Below are 24,196 nucleotides of genomic sequence, written 5' to 3'. Positions count from 1 at the left end.
CCGACGGCTACGGGTGCGCGGGCTCGTGGGAATCGGTCAGCGGCCGGCTCATCCAGACGTCGTCGACGTAGACCCCGTCCAGCAGGAACTCCTGCGGCAGGACGCCGACCTCCGCGAAGCCGCACCGCCGGTAGAGCTGCCGCGCCGGCTCGTTGTGGCCGAGCACGCGCAGGTTCATCCGGCGGGCACCACCGGCCCGCGCGGCGGCGCAGGCCGCCTCGACCAGGGCCTGTCCGACTCCGCTGCCGCGGGCGGACGCGAGGACGGCCAGCCCCTGGATGTGACGGACGTGCCGATTGGTTTCGAGCGGGCTCGCCGGGGCCTGGGCGATGTACCCGACGACCTGCTGTCCGCGTTCCGCGACGAGGTAGCTCTCCACGGGATGCCGCTCGTCGAAGACGGCCGCGTCCGCCGGGCGCTCGGGGCCGGGTTCGCTCACCCGCGACCACGTCGAGCGGAACAGCTCCGATATCTCGCGTTCATCCGCCGCCCGCGCAGGGCGTATCACCACGTCCGATGCCATCCCGTCATGCTAACGACGGCGGAGGGGCACCCGCGTACGTGACCCGTACCCGAATGCCCCTCCGCCGTGCGACGTACAGGACCGCTGCCCCAGGCCGTCTAGTCGACCTCGGCCACCGCCTGCGCGAACTGCGCCGCGTACAGCCGGGCGTACGCCCCGCCCGAGGCCAGCAGCTCCTCGTGCGTGCCCTGTTCCACGATCGAACCGCTCTCCATCACCAGGATCACGTCCGCGTCGCGGATCGTGGACAGCCGGTGCGCGATGACGAAGGACGTACGGCCACGCGCGAGGCGTGCCATCGCCTTCTGGATCAACACCTCGGTACGGGTGTCCACCGAGCTCGTCGCCTCGTCGAGCACCAGGATCACCGGCTCCGACAGGAACGCCCGGGCGATGGTGATCAGCTGCTTCTCGCCCGCGCTGACGCCCGCGCCCTCGTCGTCCAGCACGGTGTCGTAACCGTCCGGCAGGGTGCGGATGAACCGGTCCGCGTGGGCGGCCCGCGCGGCCTCCTCGACCTCGGCGCGCGTGACCGCGCGCGAAGCACCGTAGGCGATGTTCTCCGCGATCGTGCCGCCGAACAGCCAGGTGTCCTGGAGCACCATGCCGATGCCGTCGCGCAGTTCCTCGCGGGTCATCTTCGCGATGTCCACCCCGTCGAGGGCGATCTCCCCGCCCGTGACCTCGTAGAACCGCATCAGCAGATTGACCAGCGTGGTCTTGCCGGCGCCCGTCGGGCCGACGATCGCGACCGTGTGGCCGGGCTCGACGGACAGCGACAGGTTCTCGATCAGCGGCCTGTCCGGCTCGTACCGGAAGGCCACCTTGTCGAAGGTGACCTGACCGCGCCGCTCCTGCGGACGCTCCGGAACCACGGCGTCCGGCTCCTGCTCCGGCGCGTCCAGCAGCTCGTACACCCGCTCCGCCGAGGCGACCCCGGACTGCACGAGGTTCGCCATCGAGGCGACCTGCGTCAGCGGCATCGAGAACTGCCGCGAGTACTGGATGAAGGCCTGCACGTCACCGATCGACAGGGTGCCGGAGGCGACCCGGAGCCCGCCGACGACGGCTATCAGCACGTAGTTGATGTTCGAGATGAAGAACATCACCGGCTGCATGATGCCGCTGACCAGCTGTGCCTTGAAGGAGGCCCGGTACAGCGCCTCGTTCTGCTCGGCGAAGACGGCCGCGGACTCCCGCTGCCGGCCGAAGACCTTGACCAGGCTGTGGCCCGAGTACATCTCCTCGATGTGGGCGTTGAGCGCGCCGGTCGCCTTCCACTGCGCCACGAACTGCGGCTGCGACTTCTTGCCGATCTTCGCGGCGACGAAGATCGACAGCGGTACGGTCACCAACGCGACCAGCGCCAGCAGCGGCGAGATCCAGAACATCATCACGAGCACGCCGACGATGGTCAGCAGCGAGTTCAGCAGCTGGCCCATCGTCTGCTGGATCGTCTGGCCGATGTTGTCGATGTCGTTCGTGGCCCGGCTGAGCACCTCGCCGCGCTTCTGCTGGTCGAAGTACGACAGCGGCAGCCGCGACAGCTTCGCCTGCAGCTCCTCGCGCATCCGGTAGACCGTGCCGTTCATGACGTGGTTCGACAGCCTCGTCGCGACCAGCATCAGCAGGCCGGCCAGGGTGAAGACCACCAGCGCCCAGATCGCGACGACCCCGACGGCGCCGAAGTCGATGCCCTGCCCCGGGGTGAAGTCGCTCCCGGCGAGCATGTCCGCCATGCCGTCCTGACCCCGGGCGCGCAGGCCGTCCAGCGCCTGCTGCTTGGTGGTCCCGGCCGGCATCTCGCGGCCGACGATCCCCGCGAACACGAGGTCGGTGGCCTCACCGAGGATCTTCGGGCCGACCACCGCGCAGCCGACACTGCCGACGACGGCCGCGACCATGCCCCAGATCTTGGCCCGGTCGTACGCGAGCTGCCGCAGCAGTCGCTTGCCCGAGCCCTTGAAGTCCATGGACCGCTGGGCCGGCCCCATCATCATCCGTCCTCCGGGCCCGCTCATGCGGCCTCCGCCTCCGTCAGCTGGGAGAGCACGATCTCCCGGTAGGTCTCGTTGTCGGCCATCAGCTCGTGATGGCGTCCCTCACCCACGACCTGGCCTTCGTCGAGGACGATGATCCGGTCGGCGTCCCGGATCGTGGAGACCCGCTGGGCGACGATGACCACGGTCGCGTCCTCGGTCTCGCGGGCGAGCGCCGCGCGCAGCGCCGCGTCCGTCGCGTAGTCCAGGGCCGAGAAGGAGTCGTCGAAGAGGTAGATCTCCGGGCGCTGCACGAGCGCGCGGGCGATGGCCAGACGCTGGCGCTGGCCGCCGGAGACATTGGTTCCGCCCTGGCTGACAGGGGCGTCCAGGCCACCCTCCAACGCGGAGACGAACTCCCTGGCCTGGGCCACCTCCAGCGCCTGCCAGAGCTCCTCGTCGCTCGCGCCCGGGCGCCCGTAGCGCAAGTTGGAGGCGATGGTTCCGGAGAACAGGTAGGGCTTCTGCGGCACCATGCCGACCGTCCTGGCCAGCAGGTCCGGGTCGAGTGCGCGGACGTCCTCCCCGTCGACGAGGACCTCGCCGCCGGTCGCGTCGAAGAGCCGCGGGACCAGGCCCAGCAGCGTGGACTTGCCGCTTCCGGTGGAGCCGATCACCGCCGTGGTCTCACCGGGGCGGGCCACCAGGTCCACCCCGCGCAGCACCGGGGCCTCGGCGCCCGGGTAGCCGAAGTCGGCTCCGCGCAGCTCCAGGTGGCCGCGGCGGGCGAGTTCGCGCACCGGGTCCTTGGGCGGGACCACGCTGGACTCGGTGTCGAGGACCTCCTGGATGCGCTCGCCGCAGACCTCGGCGCGCGGCACCATCATGAACATGAAGGTGGCCATCATCACGGCCATGACGATCTGCATCAGGTAGGCGAGGAAGGCCGTCAGCTGGCCGATCTCCATGCCGCCGCTGTCCACGCGCATCGCGCCGAACCAGATGACGGCGACGCTGGAGATGTTCACGACCACGATGACCGTGGGGAACATGTACGCCAGGAGTTTGCCGGCGGCCAGCGAGACGCCGGTCAGGTCGGCGTTGGCCTCCCGGAAGCGGTCCTTCTCGTAGTCGTCGCGGACGAAGGCGCGGATCACGCGATTGCCGGTGATCTGCTCGCGCAGGACCCGGTTCACGGTGTCCAGGCGCACCTGCATCTGCCGGAACAGCGGTCGCGTCCTGAAGACGATCGCGCCGACGGCGATCCCGAGCACCGGGACCACGGCGAGCAGTACGCCCGACAGCTTCACGTCGAGCGAGAGCGCCATGGCGATACCGCCGACGCACATGATCGGGGCCGAGACCATCAGGGTGAAGGTCATCAGGACCAGCATCTGGACCTGCTGGACGTCGTTCGTCGTACGGGTGATCAGCGACGGGGCGCCGAACTGGCCCAGCTCCCGCGCCGAGAAGCTCTGCACGCGGTCGAAGATCGCGGCGCGCAGGTCCCGGCCGAAGGCCGCGGCCGTGCGGGCGCCGTAGTAGACGGCGCCGACGTTGCAGACGAGCTGGACGAGGGAGACGCCGAGCATCAGCGCGCCGAAGCGCAGGATGTAGCCGGTGTCGCCGTTGACGACACCGTTGTCGATGATGTCGGCGTTGAGGGTGGGCAGGTAGAGGCTGGCGCTGGTCTGCAGCAGTTGCAGCAGGACCAGCACCGCGATGGGTTTCCGGTACGTACCCAGATGGGTCCGCAGAAGTCGTATGAGCACGCGCAGGCTCCGGTCGGCACGATCGAGGGGTTCAACCCATCTTGGGCCAACCGGCCCTGTGATCCCCACCGGATTTCGCAAAGGCCGGTCAAAAGGACCAGCCCGCCCCGACTCGCGACGTAGGCGGTGTCCGGGGGCGGGGAGTGTCCGGTCCAGGTCGTAGGGAGTGTCTAGAACGCCCCGGGGTGGATCTGCTCGCGGGTGGCGATGTACTGCTGGCGGACTCCCTGCCACGCCGGGAACTCCTCGCCCGGCTCGAAGACCTGGGCCGACGGGGCCGGCCAGACCGGCGGGGTGTGCGGGGCCAGTGTGCCCTGCGCCACACCGAGCGCCCAGGCGGCCTGGCGCGCCGCGCCCAGCGCCGCGTAGTCCGCCGGCGCCGGTACGACGACCTGCGTGCCGAACAGCCCGGGAGCCGCGGCCTGCACGGCGGGCAGCTCGGCCGCCGCGCCCAGCAGGAACACCCGACGGATCTCGACCCCGCGCGAGCGCAGCACGTCCAGCGCGTCCACCAGCCCGCACAGCATGCCCTCGAAGGCGGCCCGGGCCAGGTGCTCCGGCTTCATCGAGTCCCGGCGCAGCCCGGACAGGGTGCCGGCGGCGTGCGGCAGGTTCGGGGTCCGCTCACCCTCCAGGTACGGCAGGAGTACGAGGCCGTGCGCGCCCGGCGTCGACTTCAGGGCGAGCTCGGACAGCCCCTCCAGGTCGGTGCCGAGCAGCTCGGCGGTGCCGCGCAGGGCCCGTACGGCGTTGGAGGTGTTCACCACGGGCAGATGCATGCCGCCGGCGTCGGCCAGCGAGGTGACCAGCCCGCTCGGCTCCGACACCGCCTCGTGGTGCACCGCCATCACCGAACCGGAGGCACCCAGCGAGACCACCGCGTCGCCGGGGCCGAGCCCGAGCCCGAGCGCGGCGGCCATCGTCTCGCCGGTGCCGGCCGAGATCAGGAGACCCTCGGGCGTGGTCCCGGCGGCATCGGCCGGGCCGAGCACCTCGGGCAGCAGCGCCCGGTGGCCCAGCGCCAGCTCGACCAGATCGGGGCGCCAGGTTCCGGTGGCCGCCGACCAGTAACCGGTGCCGGAGGCGCCGCCGCGGTCGGTGGTCCGCCGGGCGGGGCGGCCCAGCAGCTGCCAGACGAGCCAGTCGTGCGGGGACATCAGCACGGCGACCCGGCGGGCGGCCTCGGGTTCGTTGCGGGCCAGCCAGGCCAGCTTCGTGACCGGCTGCGCGGAGTGCGGGACCGAGCCGACCGCCTCGACCCAGCGGTGCCGGCCGCCGAAGGCGTCGATGAGGTCGGCGGCGGCACCCTGGCCGCGCTTGTCGTTGCCGACGAGGGCGGGACGCACCAGGGCGCCCTGCGGGTCCAGCGGCAGCAGCCCGTGCTGCTGGGCGGAGACCCCTATGGCCTGGACGCCTTCGAGGAGGCCGCCGCCGGCGGCCTCGCCGAGCGAGAGCAGCCAGGCCTGCGGGTCGGTCTCGTGCGGATTCGAGGAGTCCGGTTCACCCGTGGGTTGTGGATGGGGCGCGTACCCCTGGCGCAGCACGGCGCCGGTCTCGGTGTCACAGACGACGATGCGTGTGAACGCGGAAGAGCTGTCCAGCCCGGCGACTATCCCCATGCGGTGAATTCTGCCGCACGCGGGCCCGGACGCTACCGGTCCGGAGCCCCCGGAACCTCACAGATCCCGTGGGCCCCAGGGGTTCCTGACCGGTCAGGTGTTGCTCGTGCCCCAGTCGTCCTCGCCGGCGCCGCCGCCGGCCCGGCCGCGCAGGCTCCGTACCCGCCCGGCGAGCGAGTCCGGGACGGCGTCACCGACCTTGTGGCTCACCGCGGTGAAGGCCTTCCCGGCGTACTCGCGCCCGGTCTGCCCCGCGGTCTCGGCGGCGTTGCGCACCGCCGGGTTCTGCGCGATCTGGCGGGCGGACTTCCGCAGCTGCTCGTAGCGCTCGCGTCCGGCCCGGGTTCCGAGCACGTACCCGAGGGCCAGTCCGACCACGAACGTGACCTTGTACCGCATGCCTGTCACCCTTCGTCGTGTGGTGCGCGGCCCGCTGTCGATACCGATTGGCGGAGCACCCCCCTGCTTGCGCTAATCTATGACTCGCAGCGGGCACTCGCCCCCCGGCAACGCCGGAGGTGGGCTGTTCGATGCACCGCAGCAATCCCCTGTAGCTCAATTGGCAGAGCAGCCGGCTGTTAACCGGCAGGTTACTGGTTCGAGTCCAGTCGGGGGAGCGCGGTCCCCTGTAGCTCAATTGGCAGAGCATTCGGCTGTTAACCGGAGGGTTGCTGGTTCGAGTCCAGCCGGGGGAGCAAGGAAGAAGAAGAGGGCCCCCGAGGGGTCCTCTTCTTTTCTTTGTGGCCCCGTCCGGGAACCGGACAGCCCTCAGCGCGGTCTCTCTGAACAGGCGAAGCCGATCATGCGAGGCATCCGAGGCAGGAGATCGTATGAGCGGCTATGCTGCGGCAGACGGCGCGCACACGTGTACGCGCCACGCCGTGAAGGGGCGGTAGCTCAGCCGGTTAGAGCAGCGGACTCATAATCCGTCGGCCGTGGGTTCGAGTCCCACCCGCCCCACCACATGCCGCAGGTGCAGAAACGATCGCACCTGCGGCTTCGGCGTTTCCGGGGGCTGTCGCGCCATCAGGCGAACCGAGCCGCCGACGCGGCACGAGGGACGCCGCCTCCTCGGCGGCGTCGCGCCCGACTCCATCCGGCGGGTGCCCGTACAGGTCCGTGGTGATCGTCACGGCGGGGCGCCCCTCGATCGGGCTCTCGCCCCGCGGGGCTGCGCGCGTGCGGATCGTCAGGTCCGGTCGGCCGACGGCTGGGCCGCCTCCCATCCGCCCGTGTGCGACCGGGGAGCGTGCTGGGCGGCGCCGGGCGGCAGCGCGGCGCCGCATGCGGTCGAGCAGGCGTTGACGAGTGGGTCCTTCGGGGCCGGGTGTACCCGTACTCCCGGCTCAGGTGTGCCGGGAGTACGGGTGCGGCGCCGGGGTGGGGTCAGAAGTCCTCCGTTTCGTCCGTGAGGTGGCGCAGGACGTCCGTCAGGTCCTGGCGGCGGGCGAACGCGACGCGTTGGCGGTGGGCGCCCGAGCCGTCGCGCAGGAGGCCCGCCATGGTTTTGGCGGCGTGGTCGAGGTCGCCGGCGGCGGCCAGGTCCGGGGCGACCAGGTCCAGCAGGGCCTCCGCCAGGTCCGCCGCCGGGAGTTCCGTCCCCGTGTACGGGTCGAGGCCGAAGCCCTCCAGGCCGTCGTGGGCCGCCCGCCAGCGCGCGAGGCGCAGTACGTCGTCCCGTACGGCCGGTTCGGGACGCCGCTCCGCGATCTCGCGCAGCGCCGTGGAGACCAGCGCGCGGGCCAGTTCGGCCTGCAGGATGGCCGAGTCGATGTCCGGGGACATGTCCGGTGCCCGGATCTCGAGCGTCGGCCAGTGCCCGGAGGGGCGGAGGTCCCAATAGACCATCTTGGTGTCCAGGGCCGCCCCGGAGCCGAGCAGGGTCTGCACCGAACGCCGGAAGTGCGCCGTGGACGTGAAGTGCGGCGGCAGGCCCGCCGAGGGCCAGCCGGACCAGGCCATCGCCCGCCAGCTGGCGTGACCGGTGTCACGCCCGCCCCAGAACGGCGAGTTGGCGGCCAGCGCGATCAGCGTGGGCAGCCAGGGTCTGATCCGGTTGGACACGGCCACCGCCGTGTCCACGTCGAGCGTGCCGATGTGGATGTGGCGGCCGCAGCTGACGAGGGTGTCGGTGAGCGCGCCGAAGCGGCGGTGCTGTTCGCGCTGGCGCGGCTCGTCGTCGGTCAGGTGCAGCGGCCCCTCCACGGCGACGACCGGCGAGGGGGCGGCCAGCAGTCGGCAGCCGTGGGCGCGGGCGGCCCGGCCGACGGTGCGCCGCAGGGCGGCGAGCTCGGCGCGCAGCGAAGCCGCCGAGTGGGCTATCGGGGTGGATATCTCCACCTGGTAGCGGGTGCCCTCGGGGTGGAGCTCGCCGGGCAGCCCGCCGGCCGTCGCCAGGACCAGCGGGGCGGCGGGGACCACCCGGAAGTTGTGGGCGTCGACGAGCAGGTACTCCTCCTCGACTCCGACGGTGAGGGGGACGGTGGTGCGCACCGTGTTCTGCGTCGTGCCGGTGCTCGTGGTGCTGTTGCCAGGTTCGATCACTACGCCTCCCTGGACATACGAGTCTTTTCATCATGAGCCGAACACGAGGCGGGGAGCGCACGCCGATTCGGTCAAATGTCCGGTGATAGTGGCGAGTTACCGGCAATACGCCACCCAGGTCGGGAGGCCGGAGCCGCGTGTGGCGACTGTTGCCGGTGTGCGAAGAGGCCGAAAATCCCGGAGGGCGTCGAACGGGTGGTGGTTATCATCCGCTGTGACCCGGACGACCGCCCCACCCCAGCTCTGGCAGCGAATATTCGCCGACCTGACCCCGCTCAGCGCGTCCGCCGACTACCGGCGGCTGTGGTTCGGCGGAACCATCTCCTGGGTCGGCCAGGCGATGACCATCCTCGCGATCTCGCTCCAGGTCTACGACATCACCCGGTCCAGCTTCTCGGTCGGACTCGTCGGGCTCTTCTCGCTCGTCCCGCTCGTCGCCTTCGGCCTCTACGGCGGCGCGATCGCCGACACCGTGGACCGGCGCAAGCTCGGCCTCTACAGCTCGCTGGCCGCCGCCGCGCTGTCGGTCGTGCTCGCCGCCGCCGCGCTGCTCGACTATCACCGCGTCTGGTTCCTGTACGCCGTCGTCGCACTCCAGGCGGTCTGCGGGGCGCTCACGGGCCCGGCCCGTTCCGCCATGATCCCGAGGCTGCTGCCGGCCGAGCAGTTGCCCGCAGCCAACGCCCTGAACTCCGTGACCATGACCTTCGGGTCGATGGTCGGCCCGGCCCTCGGCGGATTCATCGTCACCGTCGGGGGCTACGAGACGGCCTACCTCATCGACGCCGTCACCTTCACGGCCGCGCTCTATGCGATGTGGAAGCTGCCGTCGATGAAGCCCGACCGGGCCGAGGGCGCGCGGGGCCGGGCCTCCGTCCTCGACGGACTGCGCTTCCTCGGCACCCGGCCGAACATCCGGATGACCTTCTTCTCCGACCTGGCCGCCATGGTGCTGGCCCAGCCCCGGGCGCTGTTCCCGGCCATCGCGGGGCTCTGGTTCGGCGGCGGTCCCGGAACGGTCGGCCTGCTGGTCGCCGCCATGGCCGCCGGGGCGCTGCTCGGCGGGCTGTTCTCCGGCTGGCAGGGCCGCATCCGCCGGCACGGGCTGGCGATCCTGCTCGCCGTCGCCGGCTGGGGGCTGGCCGTCGCGGTGTTCGGGCTCACCCGGAACCTGTGGCTCGGCATGTTCTTCCTGGCCCTGGCCGGGTACGCGGACACCGCCTCGATGGTGTTCCGCACCACCATGCTCCAGGCCGCCACCCCCGACGACATGCGCGGCCGCCTGCAGGGCGTCTTCATCATCGTCGTCGCGGGTGGACCCCGGCTCGGCGACTTCCTCGCCGGGACCACCGCCGACCTGATCTCCCCGACCGTGGCCGTCACGGGCGGCGGACTGGCCTGTGTACTGGTGCTGGGCCTGCTCGCGCTCCGGTGGCGGAACTTCGCCCGGTACGACGCCCGCTCCCCACAGGCCTGACGCGACCGGCTACGCGTCCACCGGCTACGCGTCCACCGGCTCCCGCGTGCGGTCGCCGCCCGCAGAGCCGGTGTTGGTGGTGCCGGCCGGCTCGAAGAGCAGGATCTGCGCCTCCTCGGTCGCCGCCGGGCAGTGCTCCACCCCGCGCGGGACCACGTACATCTCGCCGGGGCCCAGGACCACGTCCCCGTCGCGCAGGTGGATCGTCAGGGTGCCGCCGACCACCAGGAAGAGCTCGTCGGTGTCCTCGTGGGTGTGCCAGACGAATGCGCCCTGGAGCCGGGCGATCTTGACCTCGTAGTCGTTGACGCGGGCGATGCGTCGGGGGGCCCACTGCTCGGTGAAACCGGCCAGTTTCTCGGCGATGTTGACCTTGCGTGTCGTCATGTGGACAGCCTGTCGCCGCGCCCACGGGCGGTCTTGTACGTTCCTGACATGGCCGCGATCCGTCCGCGCAGCAGCGTCTCCGCCTGGCAGCCGTCGGTGCCCGGCATCGCCGAGGTCTTCCACGCCCGTTTCACCGAGCACGCGTACCCGGCCCATGTGCACGACACCTGGGCGCTGATGATCCTCGACGGCGGGCGGGTGGATTTCGCCCTCGACGGGGAACGCCACGGCGTCGGGGTGTCGGACCGGGTGATCCTGCTGCCGCCCGGAGTGAGCCACAACGGGCGGACCGTGACCGAGGCGGGTTTCCGCAAGCGCGTGCTGTACCTGGACGCCTCGGTGCTCCCGGAGCGGCTGACCGGAGCCGCCGTCGACGCCCCACTCCTCGCCGATCCCGCGTTGCGCGAGCGGGTGCACGGGTTGCACCTGGCCCTCGCGGAGCGGGACCCCTTCGAGGCCCAGTCGCGCCTGGCCTTCGTACGGGAGCGGCTCCATCGGTGGCTGGAGGGGCGCGCGGCCGAAGGGCCGGGGCGGGATCCGCGGTCGGTGGCGGCGCCGGGCGCGCGGGTCGCCGTACGGCTGCGCGAGCTGCTCGACGCGCGGGTGCCCGAGGGGATCACCCTGGAGGAGGCCGCGGCCGAGCTGGGGTACGGGCATCCCACGCACCTGATCCGGAGTTTCACGGCGGCGTACGGGCTGCCGCCGCACGCGTATCTGACCGCGCGGCGGGTGGCGCTGGCGCGGCGGCTCCTGCTGGCGGGGGCGCGTCCGGCCGAGGCGGCGGTGGCGGCCGGGTTCTACGACCAGGCGCACCTGACACGGCACTTCGGGCGCCATGTCGGGACCAGCCCGGCGCGGTTCGCCCGATCCGGCCGCCGGTGAAGGGGAGCCGGTCGGCCGGTTCGTCGCCGCTGCCGCTGCCACTGCCGCCGCCACTGACGCCGCACCGGGGCGGCCGGGGTCAGGCCGGGTCGACGATGCCGCGGGCGACGCCGAGGGCGACCAGGTCCTGCGGGCGGATGCGGAGTTGGTCCGCCGTGGCGGGGGCGGCTTCCGCGGGGCGTTTGAGGATGGCCGCCGCCAGTTCCGGGGCGATCACCGAGAAGTAGCTGTCCGGGGTGACCCAGGTGTTCCCGGGAGCCGCCAGCGCGAGGGCGCCGCCCGAACCGCCCTCGCCGATCAGCAGGGTGGTGACGGGGACGGTGGCTGCGGCCAGCGCCGCGAAGGTGTCGGCGATGGCCGCGCCGGCGCCCGCGTGTTCGGCGGCGGCGTCGTTGGCCGCGCCCGGGGTGTCCACCAGGGTGAGCACCGGGATGCCGAGCCGGTCCGCGAGACGGATGACGCGGGCGGCCGTACGGTAGCCCGCCGGGCGGGTGGCGGTGCCGCACTGGGCGGCGTAGGCGACGGCGCGGCCCTCGCGCAGCCCGAACCCGCACAGCATGCCGGGGTCGGTGCCGCCGGCCCGGTCCCCGCAGAGGTGCAGGCGGAGGTCGAAGTACGCGTCCAGGTACGCGGCGGCGTGCGGCCGTTCGGGGTGCCGGGCCTGCCGGACGGCGTCCCAGCCGGTCCGCGGCGGTGCTACGTCGGCCAGTGCGGCCGGTGGTTCGACCGGCCCGCCGGAGCGGGGCGCGGCCAGCACACGGAGCCAGTTGGCGAGGGTGCCCGGCAGGTGGGCGGCGGGGACGACCGCGTCCACCTGGCCGGCGGCGTACTGCCCCTCGGCGCCGTAAGCCGTCGGATCCGCGTCCGCCGGCCGCACCCGGGACCCGGCGAAGCCGACCTGGGCCCCGGGGAGCGCGAGGACGACATCGGCCCCGGCCCCCAGGGTGGCCCAGCCGCCGCCCGTGGTCGGATCGCGCAGGACGGCGAGCTGGGGGAGCCCGGCGGCCCGGGTCAGGACGCACTGGCGGGCCACGCGCTGGAGTTGGGTGAGCGCGAGCATGCCCTCCTGCATCCGGGAGCCGCCGGTGGCGATGAGCGAGACGAGGGGCAGGCGGTGCTCGCGGGCATGGGCGTACGCGGCTTCGAGCCGGTCCCCGGTGCGCTGCCCCAGCGAGCCGCCCAGGAAGCCGAACTCGAAGGAGATGACGGTCGTTTCGTGGCCGCCGACCCTGGCGGTGCCGATGACCACGGACTCCTGCTCGCCGGTGCGGTCGGCGGCGCGGGCCCGGGAGTCGTCGTAGCCGGTCCACTCCAGGGGGCCGTCGGCGGGTGACTCCCGTTGGGGCGAGGGGAGTTCGGTGAAGCTGCCGGGGTCGGTCACGGAGGCGATGGCCGCGCGGGCCGAGAGGCGGGTCGTCACGCGCTCACCCTAGGCGCTGCGCCCGCGGGGCGGTCAGGGGGAGGGCGCGGGGGAGGAGGGCCGCGGTGAAGAAGAGGGCGCCGAGCGGCAGCAGGTCGAGGCTGACGGCGGAGGTGGCCGTGCCCAGCACCACCATGACGGGCCGCCAGGGGCTGACGCGGCGCTGGACGGCGAGGTGGACCAGGAGCCAGAGGAGGCCGACGTAGAAGAGCGTCGGGCCGACGGTGTAGACGGCGGGGAGCACCCCGGGGTGGCTCTGGATCTCTTCGAAGAGCCGTGTCATCTCCGGTCGGTCGGCGGAGCGGAAGCCGACGACGAGGTCGATGGTGGCCTGGGCGGCGACCGCCAGCGTGCCGGCCAGCCCGAGCAGGGTGGCGGCCCCGGCCCCGAGGCGGGCCGCACCGCGGGCGGGCCCGGTCATCCGGTGCAGCGCGGGGAGGATCAGGGCGAACTGCAGCACCCCGGCCAGCAGGAAGAGGTGGCCCGTGGTCCAGGCGAGGCCCGGCCCGTGGTCGGGGTCGCCGAGCCGGACGGCCCCGTAGACGAGCATGCACAGGGGGGCGGAGATCAGCGCGGCCCGGGTGAGGGTCGCGCGGCGGTGGCTCGGCGGCTGATTCGTCATGTACTGATCATTTCGGCCGGGGGTGTCGCACCGGATCCGGTAGCACCCCGAGATCACCCCGAGCCGTCCCTGACCCCTCCCCGGTGCCTCACCCGAGGGTCGGCAGGGGGAAGGCGATCTTGAGGGCGTAGGCGGCGACCAGGCCGTAGCCGAGGCGGAAGGTCCAGACGCGGGCACCGGCCGGGACGCGGGTGCCGGCGAGGGAGCCGAGCGTCACGAGGGCCTGCTGCCACAGGAGGGAGGCGGCGCCCACGCCGAGGAGGAAGGCGGCGCCGGCCGATCCGGTGCCGAGGGCGGCGCCCTGTGCGGTGGTGAGCGCGGCGAAGTAGAGGGCGGTGGTGGGGTTGAGGGCGGTGAGGCCGACGTACCGCACGAAGGCCTTGGCCGGCCGACCCGCGGGCGAGGCGGAGTCGGACGCCGGAGCCGAGGCGGACGCCGGGGCGGGGGCGGAGGCGGGCGCAGTGTCGGAGGCGGGGCTGGTGTCGGAGTTCGGTCCGCCGACCGGGGCCGAGGCCGAGGGCGGGTCTGACACCGGAGCGGACGCCGAAGCGGGGGCGATGGCCGAGGCGGGCGCGGAGTCCGAGGTGGGTCCGGCGGCCGGGGCCGGGGTCGGGGAGCTGGTGGGGGAGGAACCGTAGAGGCCGTGTGCCGCGATGACCAGCAGGATCACCGCCGAGGCCAGCCGGACCCAGGCCTCGACCGGGGAGATGTGGGAGGCCACCCAGGGCCCCAGGGCGGTGGCGAGGGCCGCGTAGCCGAGGTCGACCGCCGCGATTCCCGCGGCCGCGGCCACGGCCGTACGGCGGTCGCGCATCGCCTCTTGGAGCAGCAGGACGCTCATCGCCCCCATGGGCATCGCCACGCCGAGGCCCGCGGCCGCGCCCGCCAGCGTCGGTGTCATCAGTTCGTTCATGGGGCGAGCGTCGGGCCCGGCCGGCGGGGGACGAGCGCGTATACCGGCCCCGGCTGCGAGAATCGCGGTATGGACCGCCTCGACAGGGAAATCCTCGGCATCCTGCAGCAGGATGCGCGGATCTCGTACCGGGACCTGGGCGTCCGCGTGGGCCTCAGCGCCAACGCCACCGCCGACCGGGTCCGACGGATGCGCCGCGAAGGGGTGATCCGCGGGTTCACCACGATCGTGGACCCGGCGGCCGACACCGCCGGTGGGCTCGTCGTGTTCATCGACGTCACCCTGCGCCAGGACACCACCAACGAGGAGTTCGAGCGGCAGGTCGCCAAGCTCTCCGGGATCACCGAGGTCGTGCACGTGACCGGCGAGCACGACTACCTCGTACGCGCCCGGGCCGCCGACCCCGCCGCCCTCGACGGGCTGCTCCGCCGGATGAAACGGGAGGCGGGGGTGGCCCAGTCCAACACCCGGATCGCGCTGCGCGCGGCCACCCGGCCGGGCCAGTACTAGGCCGTCTCTTTCGGATCTTGCCGGGCCCGCGACGCCCGGCACCGCACCCGGCCGGGTTGTCGGGGCGACCGGGTACGTCCGGTACACGGGCGCCCCTCCGCCTTGCCGGGCACGGCACCGGACGCCGCGGGCTCGGCCGCCACGATCCGAAAGAGACGGCCCAGGTCCTGCCGTCGACGTGGTGCCAGGTCACCCGGTGGCCGCGTAGCAGTGCACGGTCACCGTCCGCTGCGGGCTCCACCGCTGCTCGACCGTGGCCAACAACTCCCAGCCCAGACGCTCGTAGAGGGCCACCGCCGAGGTGTCGGAGGCCACCACGTCGAGCACGGGGTGCAGATCGCGCTCCCGCGCCTCCCGCGTCGCCCGGGCCATCAGGAGCGCACCGATCCCGTGGCCCCGGGCCGCCGGAGCGACGAACAGCCGGCCGATCACGGCGGCCGGCGCACGGTTCGTGCCCTCGCGGCCGTTCCACAGCACGGGCGCCGCGTCGTCCGCCGCACCGCGGGACAGGCCGATGTGGCCGACGATCCGCCCGTCCAGCTCCGCCACCCAGGCCGCGAGCAGCGCCGGCGCGGACAGCCAGCCACGCGGGTCGGCCGGCCAGTCCACCGGGTAGCCGTTCCGCTCGTGGACCTCGGCGAGCACCTGGACGCACGTGGCGAGGTCGGCGTCCGTCCGACGCCGGACGAGCCCGACCACGGGTCCGCCGGTTGCGGGAGCACTCTCTTCGTTCATCCGATCATGGAAGCACGGTCCGCGGAGCAGCGATCCAGACGCCGAGAGGTCGAGAGGTCGAGAGGTCCCGAGGTCCCGAGGTCAGCTCCGGAGGTCCGTGACCGCCGTGACCGGTCGGTCCGGAGCCCGCCGACCGCCGGCCGTCACAGCGCCGACTCCCACGTGGTCGTCGTGCCCCGCGCGCCCGACTCCGTACGGCCGTCGTCCGCCACCGTCAGGCGGACCCGGGACGGGCTCGCGTCCACCTGTACGTCGATGAAGGTGATCTCGCCGCGCCGGTGCGCCGCCGCCAGGGCGCCGCGCAGGGCGCCGAGCAGGGCGACCGACACCGGATCCGGCAGCAGGGCGTCCACCGCGCCCGCGAAGTGCACCGACGGCTGGAAGCCGAGCACGGCCGCCGCCCCGCCCGTCTCGCGCAGCACCCGCCCCCGGAAGGTCGTCGGGGCGTCGGTCGGCGGCTGTTGGAGGGCGAAGATGGCCGTCCGGACCTCCTGGATGGTGGAGTCCAGCTCGTCGACGGCCCGGCTGAGCTCGTCGCCCACGGTGTCCCCCGACGGGGCGTTCGCGGCCCGCCGCCGGGTGCTCTCCAGCATCATCTCGGTGGCGAAGAGCCGCTGGACCACCAGGTCGTGCAGGTCCCGCGCGATCCGGTCGCGGTCCTCGTAGACGGCCAGTTGCTCCCGGTCGTGCTGGGCGTCCGCCAGGACGAGGGCCAGCGCGGCCTGGGAGGCGAACTGCGAGGCGAGCAGTCGGTCCACCGCGTCGTAGGCGGGGCCGCCCCGGTCGCGGGGCAGGGCCAGGGTGCCGATCAGCTGGCCGCCGCTCTGCAGCGGAAGCATCATGGACGGCCCGAACCGCTCCCGTACGTGCGTGGTCATCCGGGGATCCGTCGCCGAGTCGTCGATGAAGACGGGTTCACCGCCGAGGAGTTGGACCAGCACCGGCGAACCGGGGGCGATCGCCGTCCCCACCAGGTCACCGGGGTCGCCCTGCGTGGAGGCGGCCACGATCTCCATGCCGCCTTCGGGGGTGGGCTGGAGCACCACTCCTGCCGCGGCGTCCGCCAGCAGCCGCGCCCGTTCGGCCACGCACATCAGGGCGTCCGCCGCCGGTCGTCCGGCGAGCAGGGCCGTGGTCACGGCGGCGGCGCCGTCGATCCAGCGCTCCCGGCGGCGCGCGGTCTCGTAGAGCCGGGCGTTGCCGATCGCTATGCCCGCCTGCGAGGCCAGGACGCGCAGCAGGGCGAGGTCCTCGTCCGTGAAGGGGCCGCCGCCCCGCTTCTCGGTGAGGTAGAGGTTGCCGAAGACCTCCGTGTGCACCCGGATCGGCACACCGAGCAGGCTGTGCATGGGCGGGTGGCCCGGCGGGAAGCCGGCGGCCCGCGGGTCCTGGGTGACGTCGTCCAGGAGCAGCGGGTGCGGATCGCTGACGAGGGCTCCGAGTACGCCCGCGCGCGCGTCCGGCAGGTGCGGGATCGAGGCCCGTTCCTGCTCGGTGAGCCCTGCCGTGAACAGCTTGGTCAGCAGGACGCGCTCGGGGTCGACGACCCCGAGCGCTCCGTACCTGGCCGCGCACAGCTCGGCCGCCGAGTCCACGATGTGCTGGAGCGTGGTGTGCAGTTCCAGCTCGGACCCGACGTCGAGGACGGCTTCCAGCAGCACCGGAAGGCTTGCCGCCGCCTCGTCGGGCGCCTGCCCTGGGCCCGTCATTCGGCCAGTGGGTTGAGGACCATGGGGGCGATCTTCCCTTCGAGCATCGCGCCGAGACCGAGTACGGCGCACACGTCCGGCCGTTCCGCGATGGCGACGGGCATTCCGGTGGCGTCCCGCAGCATCTGGTCCAGGCCCGGCAGCAGGGCGCTGCCGCCCACCATCATGATCCCCCGGTCCGTCAGGTCGGCGACCAGGTCCGGCGGGCAGTCCCGCAGCACCTTGCCGATGCCGTCGAGCACGGCGGTCAGCGGGGTGTAGATGGCGTCCCGGACCGCGGCGGTGTCGACCTGCACGGAGCGGGCGAGGCCGGTGGCCACGTCGCGGCCGTGGATCAGGGTGGAGGCGGGGCCGCCGACGGTGAGGCCGTTGCCGTGGAGGGCCAGTTGCAGCGGCCGGACGGCCTGGCTGGGCAGCATCAGCTCGTGCGCGTGGCGCAGGTGCTGGACGACCGCGTGGTCGATGGCCTCGCCGCCGACGGGGATCCGCTGGGCGGTGACGATGGAGCCGAGGGAGAGGACGGCCACCTGGGTGGCCGCGGCCCCGCACACCATGATCATTGTCGCGGTCGGCTGCTCCACGGGGAGTCCGCAGCCGACGGCCGCCGCGATCAGGGTGTCGACCAGTTCGACACGCCGGGCGCCGAGTCCGACGAGGGTCTCCACGGTGGCCCGCTGGGCGAGCGGGTCCGCGTCGTGCGGGGTGCAGGCGGCGGCCCGCAGTCGCGGCTTGCGCCGCAGGGCGCGCCGCAGCTTCTCGCCGAGGAGGTGACGCAGCATCCGCTGGGCCATCTCGATGTCGACGACGGTGCCGCCGGAGACGGGGCGGACCACCCGGATGTAGTCGGGCGTGCGGCCGGTCATCCGCTCGGCGAAGGAGCCGACGGCGATGAGTGCGCCGGTGCGCGTGTTGACCGCGGCGACGCTGGGTTCGTCGACCACGAGGCCGGCTCCCTTGACGTACACACGGGTCCTTGCCGCCCCCAGGTCGACGGCGACGTGGCAGCGGCGCAACTGCTCAAGACTGACGGTCACGGCAGATCCTCCCGAGAGCGCTGACGCAAGAGGACCGACGGAAATGTCGGTCACTTTTCATATCATCGCGGGCAATTCGGTCTCATGCCCCGTTGAGATGCTCCGGCCGGGGGGTGCGGCACGGCTGCATGGGGGTGGATTTCTGTACCGACAGGCAGCACCATGCCCGCACCGCACGCGCTACTCACGCGTAACAAGGTAAAGGGGACCTGATGCTGACGGCCCGACAGAGATTGCGGGCGCTTCCGCCCGCCCCGGCGCTCCTGACCCTGCCGGTGCTCCTGCCGGCCCTCCTGGCGCTCCTGACGCTGTGCCTCGCGCTGCCGACGGCCTCCCCGGCCCGGGCCTCCGTCGGGGCCCCCTCCGTCGGGGTCGCCCCTCACAACCCGGTGGTCCTCGTGCACGGCTACAACGCCGATCCGGGAGTGTGGGGAGCCCTGCGCGCGGACCTGCGCGCCGCCGGGTACACCGACGCGGAGCTCTTCTCCTTCGGCTACGACACCCATCAGTCCGTCAACGAGGTCCTCGCCGGGCGGCTCGCCGCCTACGTCGACCAGGTCCGCCGGGAGACCGGCGCCGCCGAGGTGGACGTCGTCTCGCACTCCTTCGGCTCGCTGGTCAGCCGCTGGTACGTGAAGTTCGGCGGCGGCGCGAACGTCGTGGACCACTGGGTCTCGCTCGCCGGCCCCAACCGCGGCACCTCCACCGCCTGGGCCTGCGCGCTGTGGGACCAGGCGTGCCGGGACATGACCCCCGGGTCGTACGTGGTGAAGAACCTGAACAGCGGGGACGAGACCCCGGGCGCGGTGAAGTACGCGACCTTCTGGTCGAACTGCGACGAGATCGTCAACCCCGACGACAGCGTCCCGCTGACCGGAGCCGCCAACACGCCGGTCGGCTGCCTGAAGCACAACGACCTGCTCGGCGACGACACCACCTCGGCCGGAGTCCGCGCCTTCCTCACCCTCTAGCGGACCTGGCGGACCTCGCGGGCCTGCTCCGGCGAGAACCGCTGGAGCAGGCCGTAGGTGAACTCCGCCACGCACGGCCGCCCGCCCGCGGCGAAGGCCAGCCGCCACCGGGTCGGCGCGGTGCCCTCCATCGGCCGGACCGGGGCGAAGGCCCGCGCCACCTCGTCCACCGTCGCCGACCAGGGCCGCAGATCGTCCGGCGACTCCAGTACGGGCCCTCGCGCCCCCGGGGCCCGCACCAGCCACTCGTTCCACACCGCCCCGTCCGGCGCGGCCAGCACCTCGAAGCGCAGGTCCGGCCAGAGCGGCAGCGGCCACAGCAGGGCCTCGCACTCCAGATCGCCGATCGTGCGGTGCTCGGCGGACTCCGGCGGGCCGAGCACCGAGCGGTAACGGGCGAGGGCCCCGCGGGAGCGGGGTGATCGGACCATCGCCTGCCAGCGTTTGTTCGCCTCCCGCTGGTCCGCGAGCGAGGCGCCCAGTCTGCGGCGGGCCTCGTCGGCGAGATCCGGCTGGAAGTCGGCCATCCGCCGCAACAGCACCAACTGGAATCCGCTTGGCCCGAAAGATGTCATGCCGGAAACGATTCCACACAGGATCCTTACGTTCTCGGGATCCGGATGTTGCCGCAGACCACGTAGCCTGCGGGCGCCATGAACTACTGCCACGCATGCCGGAGGCACCTCAACGGCGCACTGGCGTGCGCCGGATGCGGAACCCCCGCCGAGTACCTGATACCCGCCGCGTCCGGTGCCGCGCCGCCCGTCGCGCCCGTTGCCGAGACGCCGTATTCCGGACCTCCGCCGGCCTTGGCCGAGGTCTTCGCCGACTCGCTCGTCGTGCTGTCCGAGCCGAACGAGCGGCGCCCCGGCGCCCGCCGCCGGGCCACGCACCGGCGCCGTCGTCGGACCGTGCTGTCGCTCTCCCTCGGCCTGCTCGTCGCGGTCGGCGGCTCGATGGCGGTGGCCCGTATGGCCACCGAAGGGGAGCGCACCGACCGGGCCTCGAACGTGGTGCTGACCGACGACGGCCCGCAGCAGCCCGCCCCGCTGCCCGACGCCCCGACGGCCGGTGCGCCGAAGGGGCCCGCGAAGGTCACGGCGAAGGCCACCGCCGCGGGGACGAAGACGGCCGGTGCCCCGGCGCCTTCCGGGAGCGTCACGCAGCCGGGTCCGACCACGTCCGCCCCCGCGCCCGAGACATCGGGCCCGGCCTCGCGCACTCCCGGCCCGGGGTCGACCGTACGGGGAACCGCGTCCGGGAAGCCCTCGCCGAGCGCTTCCACGAGCACCCAGGCCCCGCCCCCGCCCTCCCCGACGCCGACCCCCTCGCCGACGAAGGACTGCTGGATCTTCTGCGGCTGGTTCTAGCGGGACGCTCCCGGTTGCGCGGAGGGCGGTCGCCCCCCCCGTCAGGCCAGCATGCGCCTGAGCAGGTCCCGTAGGACCGTCCGCTCCTCGACGGACAGGCCTGCCAGCGGTTCGCGGGCGAAGTCCAGCGACTCGCGCAGCCGCTCCGCCGTCAGCGTGCCCTCCTCGGTGGGGGCCGCCAGCTTCACCCGCCGGTCGGCCGGGTCCGGGCGGCGCTCGACCAGGCCGCGGGTCTCCAGGCGGTCGACGATGCCGGTCACGTTCGAGGGCTCGCACCGCAGCTTCAGCGCGATGCGCCGCATCGGCATCGGCTCCAGGGAGAGCATGTTCAGCACCTTGGCCTGGGCGCCGGTGAGCTGGTGGCTGGCGGCCGCGTGCTCGTACTCCATGTGGTACCGGGCCACGACGTCACCGATGAGCTCGACGACTTCGATGGTCACTGGGTCTACGCGACGACTGGGCATGGAACCAGCGTACCCATTTACTTGACAACATGAAATATCTAGGCGCATGGTTGTTTCACCTAGTGAAGCAATTTTCGTTCTGACCAGGAGCGCCGCATGTCTCAGATCCCCGCCGTCAGCCGCGAGTGGCACCTCGTCCGTCGCCCGCAGGGCTGGCCCGTCGCCGAGGACTTCGCCCTGCGCGAGGTGCCCGTGTCCGCCGAGCCCGCCGCCGGCCGGATCCTCGTGCGCAACCTCTACATGTCCGTGGACCCCTACATGCGCGGCCGGATGAACGACACGAAGTCGTACATCCCGCCCTTCCAGCTGGACGAGCCGATGCAGGGCGGCGCGGTCGGCGAGATCGTCGCCTCCTCCGCCGAGGGCTTCGCCGTCGGCGAGCACGTCCTGCACCCCTTCGGCTGGCGTGAGTACGCGGACGTCGACGCCGCGCACGCCGTGAAGGTGGACGCCTCGCTCGCCCCGCTCTCCGCCTACCTCGGCGTCCTCGGCATGCCGGGCCTGACCGCCTACGCCGGACTCTTCGAGGTCGCCTCCTTCAAGGAGGGCGACTCCGTCTTCGTCTCCGGCGCGGCCGGTGCCGTCGGCAGCCTCGTCGGCCAGTTCGCCAAGATCAAGGGCGCCTCCCGGGTCATCGGCTCCGCCGGCTCGGACGAGAAGGTGACGCTCCTCACGGAGAAGTACGGTTTCGACGCCGCCTTCAACTACAAGAACGGCCCCGTCGCCGAGCAGCTGCCGGCCGCCGCCCCCGAGGGCATCGACGTCTACTTCGACAACGTCGGCGGTGACCACCTGGAGGCCGCCATCTCCTCGATGAAGGTGAACGGTCGGGCCACCCTGTGCGGCGCGATCGCCGGCTACAACGACACCGAGGCCGCCCCCGGTCCGCGCAACCTGATGCAGGTCATCGGCAAGCGCCTGCGCCTGCAGGGCATCCTCGTCAACGACCACAACAACCTGCAGCAGCAGTTCGTCCAGGACGTCGCCGGCTGGCTGCGTTCCGGTGAGCTGCGCTACGACGAGACGGTCGTCGAGGGTGTCGAGAACGCCACCTCCGCCTTCCTCGGCATGCTGCGCGGCGAGAACACCGGAAAGATGATCGTTTCCTTCACCGGTTAGGCTCACTGCACACCGTCGTGATCGTGGGCGCGACTCACGGCGATTACCAGGAGGATTTTCCTTTATGTCCATCCAGCAGTCCGACGTCGCCTACACCGCTGTCGCCACCGCCGAGAACGGCCGTGACGGTCGCGTCGCCACCAACGACGGCCAGCTCGACGTCGTCGTGAACCCGCCGAAGGAGCTCGGTGGCAGCGGCGCCGGCACCAACCCGGAGCAGCTGTTCGCCGCCGGCTACAGCGCCTGCTTCCAGGGCGCCCTGGGCGTCGTCGCGAAGAACGTGAACGCCGACATCTCCGGCTCCACGGTCACCGCCGAGGTCGGCATCGGCAAGAACGACGAGGGCTTCGGTCTGATCGTCAAGATCTCGGCCGTGATCCCGAACGTGGACGCCGCCACCGCCAAGGACCTCATCGAGAAGGCCCACCAGGTCTGCCCGTACTCGAAGGCCACCCGCGGCAACATCACCGTCGAGCTCGCCGTCTGATCCGGCGCTCGCAGCGCGAAGGCCGCACCCCGACCGGGGTGCGGCCTTCGCCGTAAACTGGCCCCATGCGTGATCTTGCGGGGGGCTTCCGGTATCTGCTGGCCGGACAGCGATGGGTGTTCGGCCACGGCCGGTGGCTGGGCTTCGGGCTGCTGCCCGGGCTCGTGGCGTTCGTCCTGTACGTCGGCGCCCTGATCGGGCTCGGCTACGGGGCCGACGACCTGACGGCCTGGGCCACCCCCTTCGCCGACGACTGGTCCTCGCCCTGGCTCTCGTTCTTCCGCGGCTTCCTGACCGCCCTGCTCTTCGGCCTCGGGCTCTTCCTCGCGGTGATCACCTTCACCGCCGTGACCCTGCTGATCGGCCAGCCCTTCTACGAGTCCCTGTCGGAGCAGGTCGACCGCAGCGAGGGCGGCGAGGTGCCGCAATCGGGGCTCCCGCTCTGGCAGGAGCTGTGGATCTCGGCCCGGGACAGCGTGAAGGTGCTCCTGCGGGTGCTGCTGTACGGGATCCTGCTCTTCGCCCTCGGGTTCGTCCCGGTGATCGGCCAGACGGTGATCCCGGTGCTCGGCTTCTGCGTCTCCGGCTACTTCCTGACCCAGGAGCTCACCGCCGTCGCCCTGCAGCGGCGCAAGGTGGAGCTGCCCGACCGGCTGGAGCTGATGCGGTCGCGGCGGCTGCTCGTGCTGGGCTTCGGGGTGCCGCTGGTGCTGGCGTTCCTGGTGCCGCTGGTCGCGGTGTTCCTGATGCCGGGCGCGGTGGCCGGGGCCACGCTGATGGCCCGGGACCTCATGCGGACCGACGAGGCCCCGGCCGCCGAGAGCGCCCCGGCGGGTTTCGGACCGCCGCCGCCCGCGTACTCGTGACCGCCTGAGCCACCCGCCACGGTCCGAGCGGGCCCGCCACGGCTACGATCCGCGGCCACCGCTACGTCCGCGGCTCCACCCACAGGGCCTCGGCGACCGCGCACAGTTCGCCGTCGGCCGTGGCCAGGGCCGTGCCCACGGTGTACTTGCGGCCCGAGGACGTCAGCATCCAGGCGTACGAGACCAGCCCCTCGCCCACCGGCACCGGCCGCAGCAGCCGTGCGCCGAGCGCGGCGGTGACCGCCCCGGCCCGGCGGCCGTCCAGCAGTCGCCCGGCCGCGTTCCCGGGGCAGTCCAGCGCGCCCCACACCAGCTCGGACGGCAGCAGCCCGTCCGGGCCGCCCAGTTCCGGAGCGGGCGTCCACGCGGCGGCGACCAGCTCGCGGCCCGGCACCGTACCGCAGTGCAGCCGCAGACCGGTGGCGGGCGTCCGGTCCAGGCCGCAGCCGAAGCAGTCGGCCTGACCGTCCGGCGGGTCCGCCCGGAAGGCCTCGGCCGCAGCCACCGCCCGGTCCCAGGAAGGGGCTTCGGGGCACGGGGCGGCGGGCGCCTCGATCGGGGTGGCCGCGGCCAGCAGCAGCTCGCCGTCCGTCAGCTCGCAGCCGCCCTCGGCGGTCGCGGCGAGTCGTACCGGCGCCCCGGTCGGCACGGGCCGGCGGAAGTCCACCCGTACGTCCTTCGCGGCGGCCCGGGCGGCCAGGACGCCCGCCACATAGCCGCCGAAGGCCACCCCCGGATATCCGTGGAGGCGTTCCGGAACCGTGATCGTCTCGAAGTCGCTCATGGCGCCCAC

24 protein-coding genes and 3 tRNA genes are annotated in these 24,196 nt (G+C 72.7%); 11 read left to right on the top strand and 16 right to left on the bottom strand.

What is annotated here, in order from left to right; genetic code table 11:
* Window positions 1–7 precede the first annotated feature (7 nt).
* From BCL76_RS07980 to BCL76_RS07960, 5 genes are all read right to left on the bottom strand, one after another.
* Window positions 8–523, bottom strand: a complete 516-nt coding sequence (locus tag BCL76_RS07980; protein WP_109778787.1) for a GNAT family N-acetyltransferase — start codon at window positions 521–523, stop codon at window positions 8–10.
* 98 nt (window positions 524–621) lie between these two features.
* Entirely contained in the window at window positions 622–2,544 is a 1,923-nt protein-coding gene (locus BCL76_RS07975; protein WP_109778786.1) for an ABC transporter ATP-binding protein, read from the bottom strand.
* Window positions 2,541–4,274, bottom strand: a complete 1,734-nt coding sequence (locus tag BCL76_RS07970; protein ID WP_109778785.1) for an ABC transporter ATP-binding protein — start codon at window positions 4,272–4,274, stop codon at window positions 2,541–2,543. Before BCL76_RS07970 ends, BCL76_RS07975 begins: the two co-directional genes overlap by 4 nt.
* Window positions 4,275–4,444: 170 nt before the next feature.
* Window positions 4,445–5,893 (bottom strand): FGGY family carbohydrate kinase, encoded by a 1,449-nt coding sequence (locus BCL76_RS07965; protein WP_109778784.1) that lies wholly within the window; start codon window positions 5,891–5,893, stop codon window positions 4,445–4,447.
* Window positions 5,894–5,986: 93 nt separating this feature from the next.
* Window positions 5,987–6,292 carry a hypothetical protein gene (locus tag BCL76_RS07960; protein WP_109778783.1) on the bottom strand — a complete coding sequence of 102 codons (306 nt, stop codon included), beginning with the start codon at window positions 6,290–6,292 and terminating at the stop codon, window positions 5,987–5,989.
* A gap of 145 nt (window positions 6,293–6,437) precedes the next feature.
* Here BCL76_RS07960 and BCL76_RS07955 point away from each other — a divergent pair.
* The 3 genes from BCL76_RS07955 (at window position 6,438) to BCL76_RS07945 (ending at window position 6,856) form a co-directional block, all read left to right on the top strand.
* Window positions 6,438–6,510, top strand: a tRNA-Asn gene (locus tag BCL76_RS07955).
* Window positions 6,511–6,515: 5 nt separating this feature from the next.
* Window positions 6,516–6,588 (top strand) — tRNA-Asn (locus tag BCL76_RS07950).
* Window positions 6,589–6,779: 191 nt separating this feature from the next.
* A tRNA-Ile gene (locus BCL76_RS07945) sits at window positions 6,780–6,856 on the top strand.
* A gap of 423 nt (window positions 6,857–7,279) precedes the next feature.
* On the opposite strand, the gene BCL76_RS07940 is transcribed toward BCL76_RS07945, so the two are convergent.
* Window positions 7,280–8,437, bottom strand: coding sequence for a carboxylate-amine ligase (locus BCL76_RS07940; protein WP_109778782.1), 1,158 nt, complete (start codon window positions 8,435–8,437; stop codon window positions 7,280–7,282).
* 214 nt (window positions 8,438–8,651) lie between these two features.
* Between BCL76_RS07940 and BCL76_RS07935 the strand changes: the two genes are divergently transcribed.
* Window positions 8,652–9,914: an MFS transporter gene (locus BCL76_RS07935; protein ID WP_109778781.1), complete on the top strand. Its 1,263-nt coding sequence runs from the start codon at window positions 8,652–8,654 to the stop codon at window positions 9,912–9,914.
* 24 nt (window positions 9,915–9,938) lie between these two features.
* Here BCL76_RS07935 and BCL76_RS07930 read toward each other — a convergent pair whose 3' ends face one another.
* Window positions 9,939–10,301 carry a cupin domain-containing protein gene (locus BCL76_RS07930; protein ID WP_109778780.1) on the bottom strand — a complete coding sequence of 121 codons (363 nt, stop codon included), beginning with the start codon at window positions 10,299–10,301 and terminating at the stop codon, window positions 9,939–9,941.
* 48 nt (window positions 10,302–10,349) lie between these two features.
* On the opposite strand from BCL76_RS07930, the gene BCL76_RS07925 reads away from it, so the two are divergent.
* A complete protein-coding gene (locus BCL76_RS07925) occupies window positions 10,350–11,183 on the top strand; it encodes an AraC family transcriptional regulator (RefSeq protein WP_109778779.1) in 834 nt (277 codons plus the stop codon).
* A gap of 79 nt (window positions 11,184–11,262) precedes the next feature.
* On the opposite strand, the gene BCL76_RS07920 is transcribed toward BCL76_RS07925, so the two are convergent.
* From BCL76_RS07920 to BCL76_RS07910, 3 genes are all read right to left on the bottom strand, one after another.
* Window positions 11,263–12,603 carry a carboxyl transferase domain-containing protein gene (locus BCL76_RS07920; RefSeq protein ID WP_109778778.1) on the bottom strand — a complete coding sequence of 447 codons (1,341 nt, stop codon included), beginning with the start codon at window positions 12,601–12,603 and terminating at the stop codon, window positions 11,263–11,265.
* 4 nt (window positions 12,604–12,607) lie between these two features.
* Window positions 12,608–13,225 (bottom strand): hypothetical protein, encoded by a 618-nt coding sequence (locus BCL76_RS07915; protein WP_109778777.1) that lies wholly within the window; start codon window positions 13,223–13,225, stop codon window positions 12,608–12,610.
* An 88-nt stretch (window positions 13,226–13,313) separates the two neighbouring features.
* Window positions 13,314–14,138: a LysE family transporter gene (locus BCL76_RS07910; RefSeq protein WP_109778776.1), complete on the bottom strand. Its 825-nt coding sequence runs from the start codon at window positions 14,136–14,138 to the stop codon at window positions 13,314–13,316.
* Between the two features lie 69 nt (window positions 14,139–14,207).
* On the opposite strand from BCL76_RS07910, the gene BCL76_RS07905 reads away from it, so the two are divergent.
* Window positions 14,208–14,648 carry an Lrp/AsnC family transcriptional regulator gene (locus tag BCL76_RS07905; protein WP_030012642.1) on the top strand — a complete coding sequence of 147 codons (441 nt, stop codon included), beginning with the start codon at window positions 14,208–14,210 and terminating at the stop codon, window positions 14,646–14,648.
* 189 nt (window positions 14,649–14,837) lie between these two features.
* Here the strand turns inward: BCL76_RS07905 and BCL76_RS07900 are convergent, their stop codons facing one another.
* From BCL76_RS07900 to BCL76_RS07890, 3 genes are all read right to left on the bottom strand, one after another.
* Window positions 14,838–15,383, bottom strand: a complete 546-nt coding sequence (locus BCL76_RS07900) for a GNAT family N-acetyltransferase (RefSeq protein WP_109778775.1) — start codon at window positions 15,381–15,383, stop codon at window positions 14,838–14,840.
* A gap of 143 nt (window positions 15,384–15,526) precedes the next feature.
* On the bottom strand, window positions 15,527–17,092 hold the full coding sequence (locus BCL76_RS07895; RefSeq protein WP_109778774.1) for a GAF domain-containing protein: 1,566 nt from the start codon (window positions 17,090–17,092) through the stop codon (window positions 15,527–15,529).
* On the bottom strand, window positions 17,089–18,126 hold the full coding sequence (locus BCL76_RS07890; protein ID WP_030757608.1) for a rod shape-determining protein: 1,038 nt from the start codon (window positions 18,124–18,126) through the stop codon (window positions 17,089–17,091). Before BCL76_RS07890 ends, BCL76_RS07895 begins: the two co-directional genes overlap by 4 nt.
* Before the next feature lie 212 nt (window positions 18,127–18,338).
* Here BCL76_RS07890 and BCL76_RS07885 point away from each other — a divergent pair, with 212 nt between their 5' ends.
* Window positions 18,339–19,097 (top strand): esterase/lipase family protein, encoded by a 759-nt coding sequence (locus BCL76_RS07885; RefSeq protein WP_109778773.1) that lies wholly within the window; start codon window positions 18,339–18,341, stop codon window positions 19,095–19,097.
* On the opposite strand, the gene BCL76_RS07880 is transcribed toward BCL76_RS07885, so the two are convergent.
* Window positions 19,094–19,672, bottom strand: a complete 579-nt coding sequence (locus BCL76_RS07880) for a hypothetical protein (protein ID WP_109778772.1) — start codon at window positions 19,670–19,672, stop codon at window positions 19,094–19,096. The two genes, BCL76_RS07885 and BCL76_RS07880, sit on opposite strands and share 4 nt — an antisense overlap.
* Before the next feature lie 78 nt (window positions 19,673–19,750).
* On the opposite strand from BCL76_RS07880, the gene BCL76_RS07875 reads away from it, so the two are divergent.
* Window positions 19,751–20,467 (top strand): SCO2400 family protein, encoded by a 717-nt coding sequence (locus BCL76_RS07875; protein WP_146228341.1) that lies wholly within the window; start codon window positions 19,751–19,753, stop codon window positions 20,465–20,467.
* A gap of 41 nt (window positions 20,468–20,508) precedes the next feature.
* On the opposite strand, the gene BCL76_RS07870 is transcribed toward BCL76_RS07875, so the two are convergent.
* Window positions 20,509–20,931, bottom strand: a complete 423-nt coding sequence (locus BCL76_RS07870) for a MarR family winged helix-turn-helix transcriptional regulator (protein WP_109778770.1) — start codon at window positions 20,929–20,931, stop codon at window positions 20,509–20,511.
* 96 nt (window positions 20,932–21,027) lie between these two features.
* Here BCL76_RS07870 and BCL76_RS07865 point away from each other — a divergent pair, with 96 nt between their 5' ends.
* The 3 genes from BCL76_RS07865 to BCL76_RS07855 all read left to right on the top strand — a co-directional run bounded on the left by BCL76_RS07865 (window position 21,028) and on the right by BCL76_RS07855 (window position 23,403).
* Window positions 21,028–22,050 carry an NADP-dependent oxidoreductase gene (locus tag BCL76_RS07865; RefSeq protein WP_109778769.1) on the top strand — a complete coding sequence of 341 codons (1,023 nt, stop codon included), beginning with the start codon at window positions 21,028–21,030 and terminating at the stop codon, window positions 22,048–22,050.
* A 64-nt stretch (window positions 22,051–22,114) separates the two neighbouring features.
* On the top strand, window positions 22,115–22,537 hold the full coding sequence (locus BCL76_RS07860; RefSeq protein ID WP_030757623.1) for an organic hydroperoxide resistance protein: 423 nt from the start codon (window positions 22,115–22,117) through the stop codon (window positions 22,535–22,537).
* 65 nt (window positions 22,538–22,602) lie between these two features.
* Complete coding sequence (locus BCL76_RS07855; protein WP_109778768.1) at window positions 22,603–23,403, top strand: EI24 domain-containing protein; 801 nt, start codon at window positions 22,603–22,605, stop codon at window positions 23,401–23,403.
* Window positions 23,404–23,464: 61 nt separating this feature from the next.
* Here the strand turns inward: BCL76_RS07855 and BCL76_RS07850 are convergent, their stop codons facing one another.
* Window positions 23,465–24,187: a hotdog fold domain-containing protein gene (locus tag BCL76_RS07850; RefSeq protein WP_109778767.1), complete on the bottom strand. Its 723-nt coding sequence runs from the start codon at window positions 24,185–24,187 to the stop codon at window positions 23,465–23,467.
* Between the last annotated feature and the right edge of the window lie 9 nt (window positions 24,188–24,196).

This window comes from Streptomyces sp. CG 926 (assembly GCF_003148825.1).
Lineage (GTDB): Bacteria > Actinomycetota > Actinomycetes > Streptomycetales > Streptomycetaceae > Streptomyces.
Note: the sequence above shows the minus strand (reverse complement) of the source record. Positions and strands in the feature narration are given on the sequence as shown.

Coding starts and splice junctions, on each gene's coding strand:
- BCL76_RS07895 (WP_109778774.1), bottom strand. CDS start 17,092: ATGACGGGCCCAGGGCAGGCGCCCGACGAGGCGGCGGCAAGCCTTCCG.
- BCL76_RS07965 (WP_109778784.1), bottom strand. CDS start 5,893: ATGGGGATAGTCGCCGGGCTGGACAGCTCTTCCGCGTTCACACGCATC.
- BCL76_RS07860 (WP_030757623.1), top strand. CDS start 22,115: ATGTCCATCCAGCAGTCCGACGTCGCCTACACCGCTGTCGCCACCGCC.
- BCL76_RS07910 (WP_109778776.1), bottom strand. CDS start 14,138: ATGAACGAACTGATGACACCGACGCTGGCGGGCGCGGCCGCGGGCCTC.
- BCL76_RS07875 (WP_146228341.1), top strand. CDS start 19,751: ATGAACTACTGCCACGCATGCCGGAGGCACCTCAACGGCGCACTGGCG.
- BCL76_RS07930 (WP_109778780.1), bottom strand. CDS start 10,301: ATGACGACACGCAAGGTCAACATCGCCGAGAAACTGGCCGGTTTCACC.
- BCL76_RS07900 (WP_109778775.1), bottom strand. CDS start 15,383: ATGAACGAAGAGAGTGCTCCCGCAACCGGCGGACCCGTGGTCGGGCTC.
- BCL76_RS07975 (WP_109778786.1), bottom strand. CDS start 2,544: ATGAGCGGGCCCGGAGGACGGATGATGATGGGGCCGGCCCAGCGGTCC.
- BCL76_RS07980 (WP_109778787.1), bottom strand. CDS start 523: ATGGCATCGGACGTGGTGATACGCCCTGCGCGGGCGGCGGATGAACGC.
- BCL76_RS07865 (WP_109778769.1), top strand. CDS start 21,028: ATGTCTCAGATCCCCGCCGTCAGCCGCGAGTGGCACCTCGTCCGTCGC.
- BCL76_RS07880 (WP_109778772.1), bottom strand. CDS start 19,672: ATGACATCTTTCGGGCCAAGCGGATTCCAGTTGGTGCTGTTGCGGCGG.
- BCL76_RS07915 (WP_109778777.1), bottom strand. CDS start 13,225: ATGACGAATCAGCCGCCGAGCCACCGCCGCGCGACCCTCACCCGGGCC.
- BCL76_RS07850 (WP_109778767.1), bottom strand. CDS start 24,187: ATGAGCGACTTCGAGACGATCACGGTTCCGGAACGCCTCCACGGATAT.
- BCL76_RS07925 (WP_109778779.1), top strand. CDS start 10,350: ATGGCCGCGATCCGTCCGCGCAGCAGCGTCTCCGCCTGGCAGCCGTCG.
- BCL76_RS07885 (WP_109778773.1), top strand. CDS start 18,339: ATGCTGACGGCCCGACAGAGATTGCGGGCGCTTCCGCCCGCCCCGGCG.
- BCL76_RS07855 (WP_109778768.1), top strand. CDS start 22,603: ATGCGTGATCTTGCGGGGGGCTTCCGGTATCTGCTGGCCGGACAGCGA.
- BCL76_RS07870 (WP_109778770.1), bottom strand. CDS start 20,931: ATGCCCAGTCGTCGCGTAGACCCAGTGACCATCGAAGTCGTCGAGCTC.
- BCL76_RS07905 (WP_030012642.1), top strand. CDS start 14,208: ATGGACCGCCTCGACAGGGAAATCCTCGGCATCCTGCAGCAGGATGCG.
- BCL76_RS07960 (WP_109778783.1), bottom strand. CDS start 6,292: ATGCGGTACAAGGTCACGTTCGTGGTCGGACTGGCCCTCGGGTACGTG.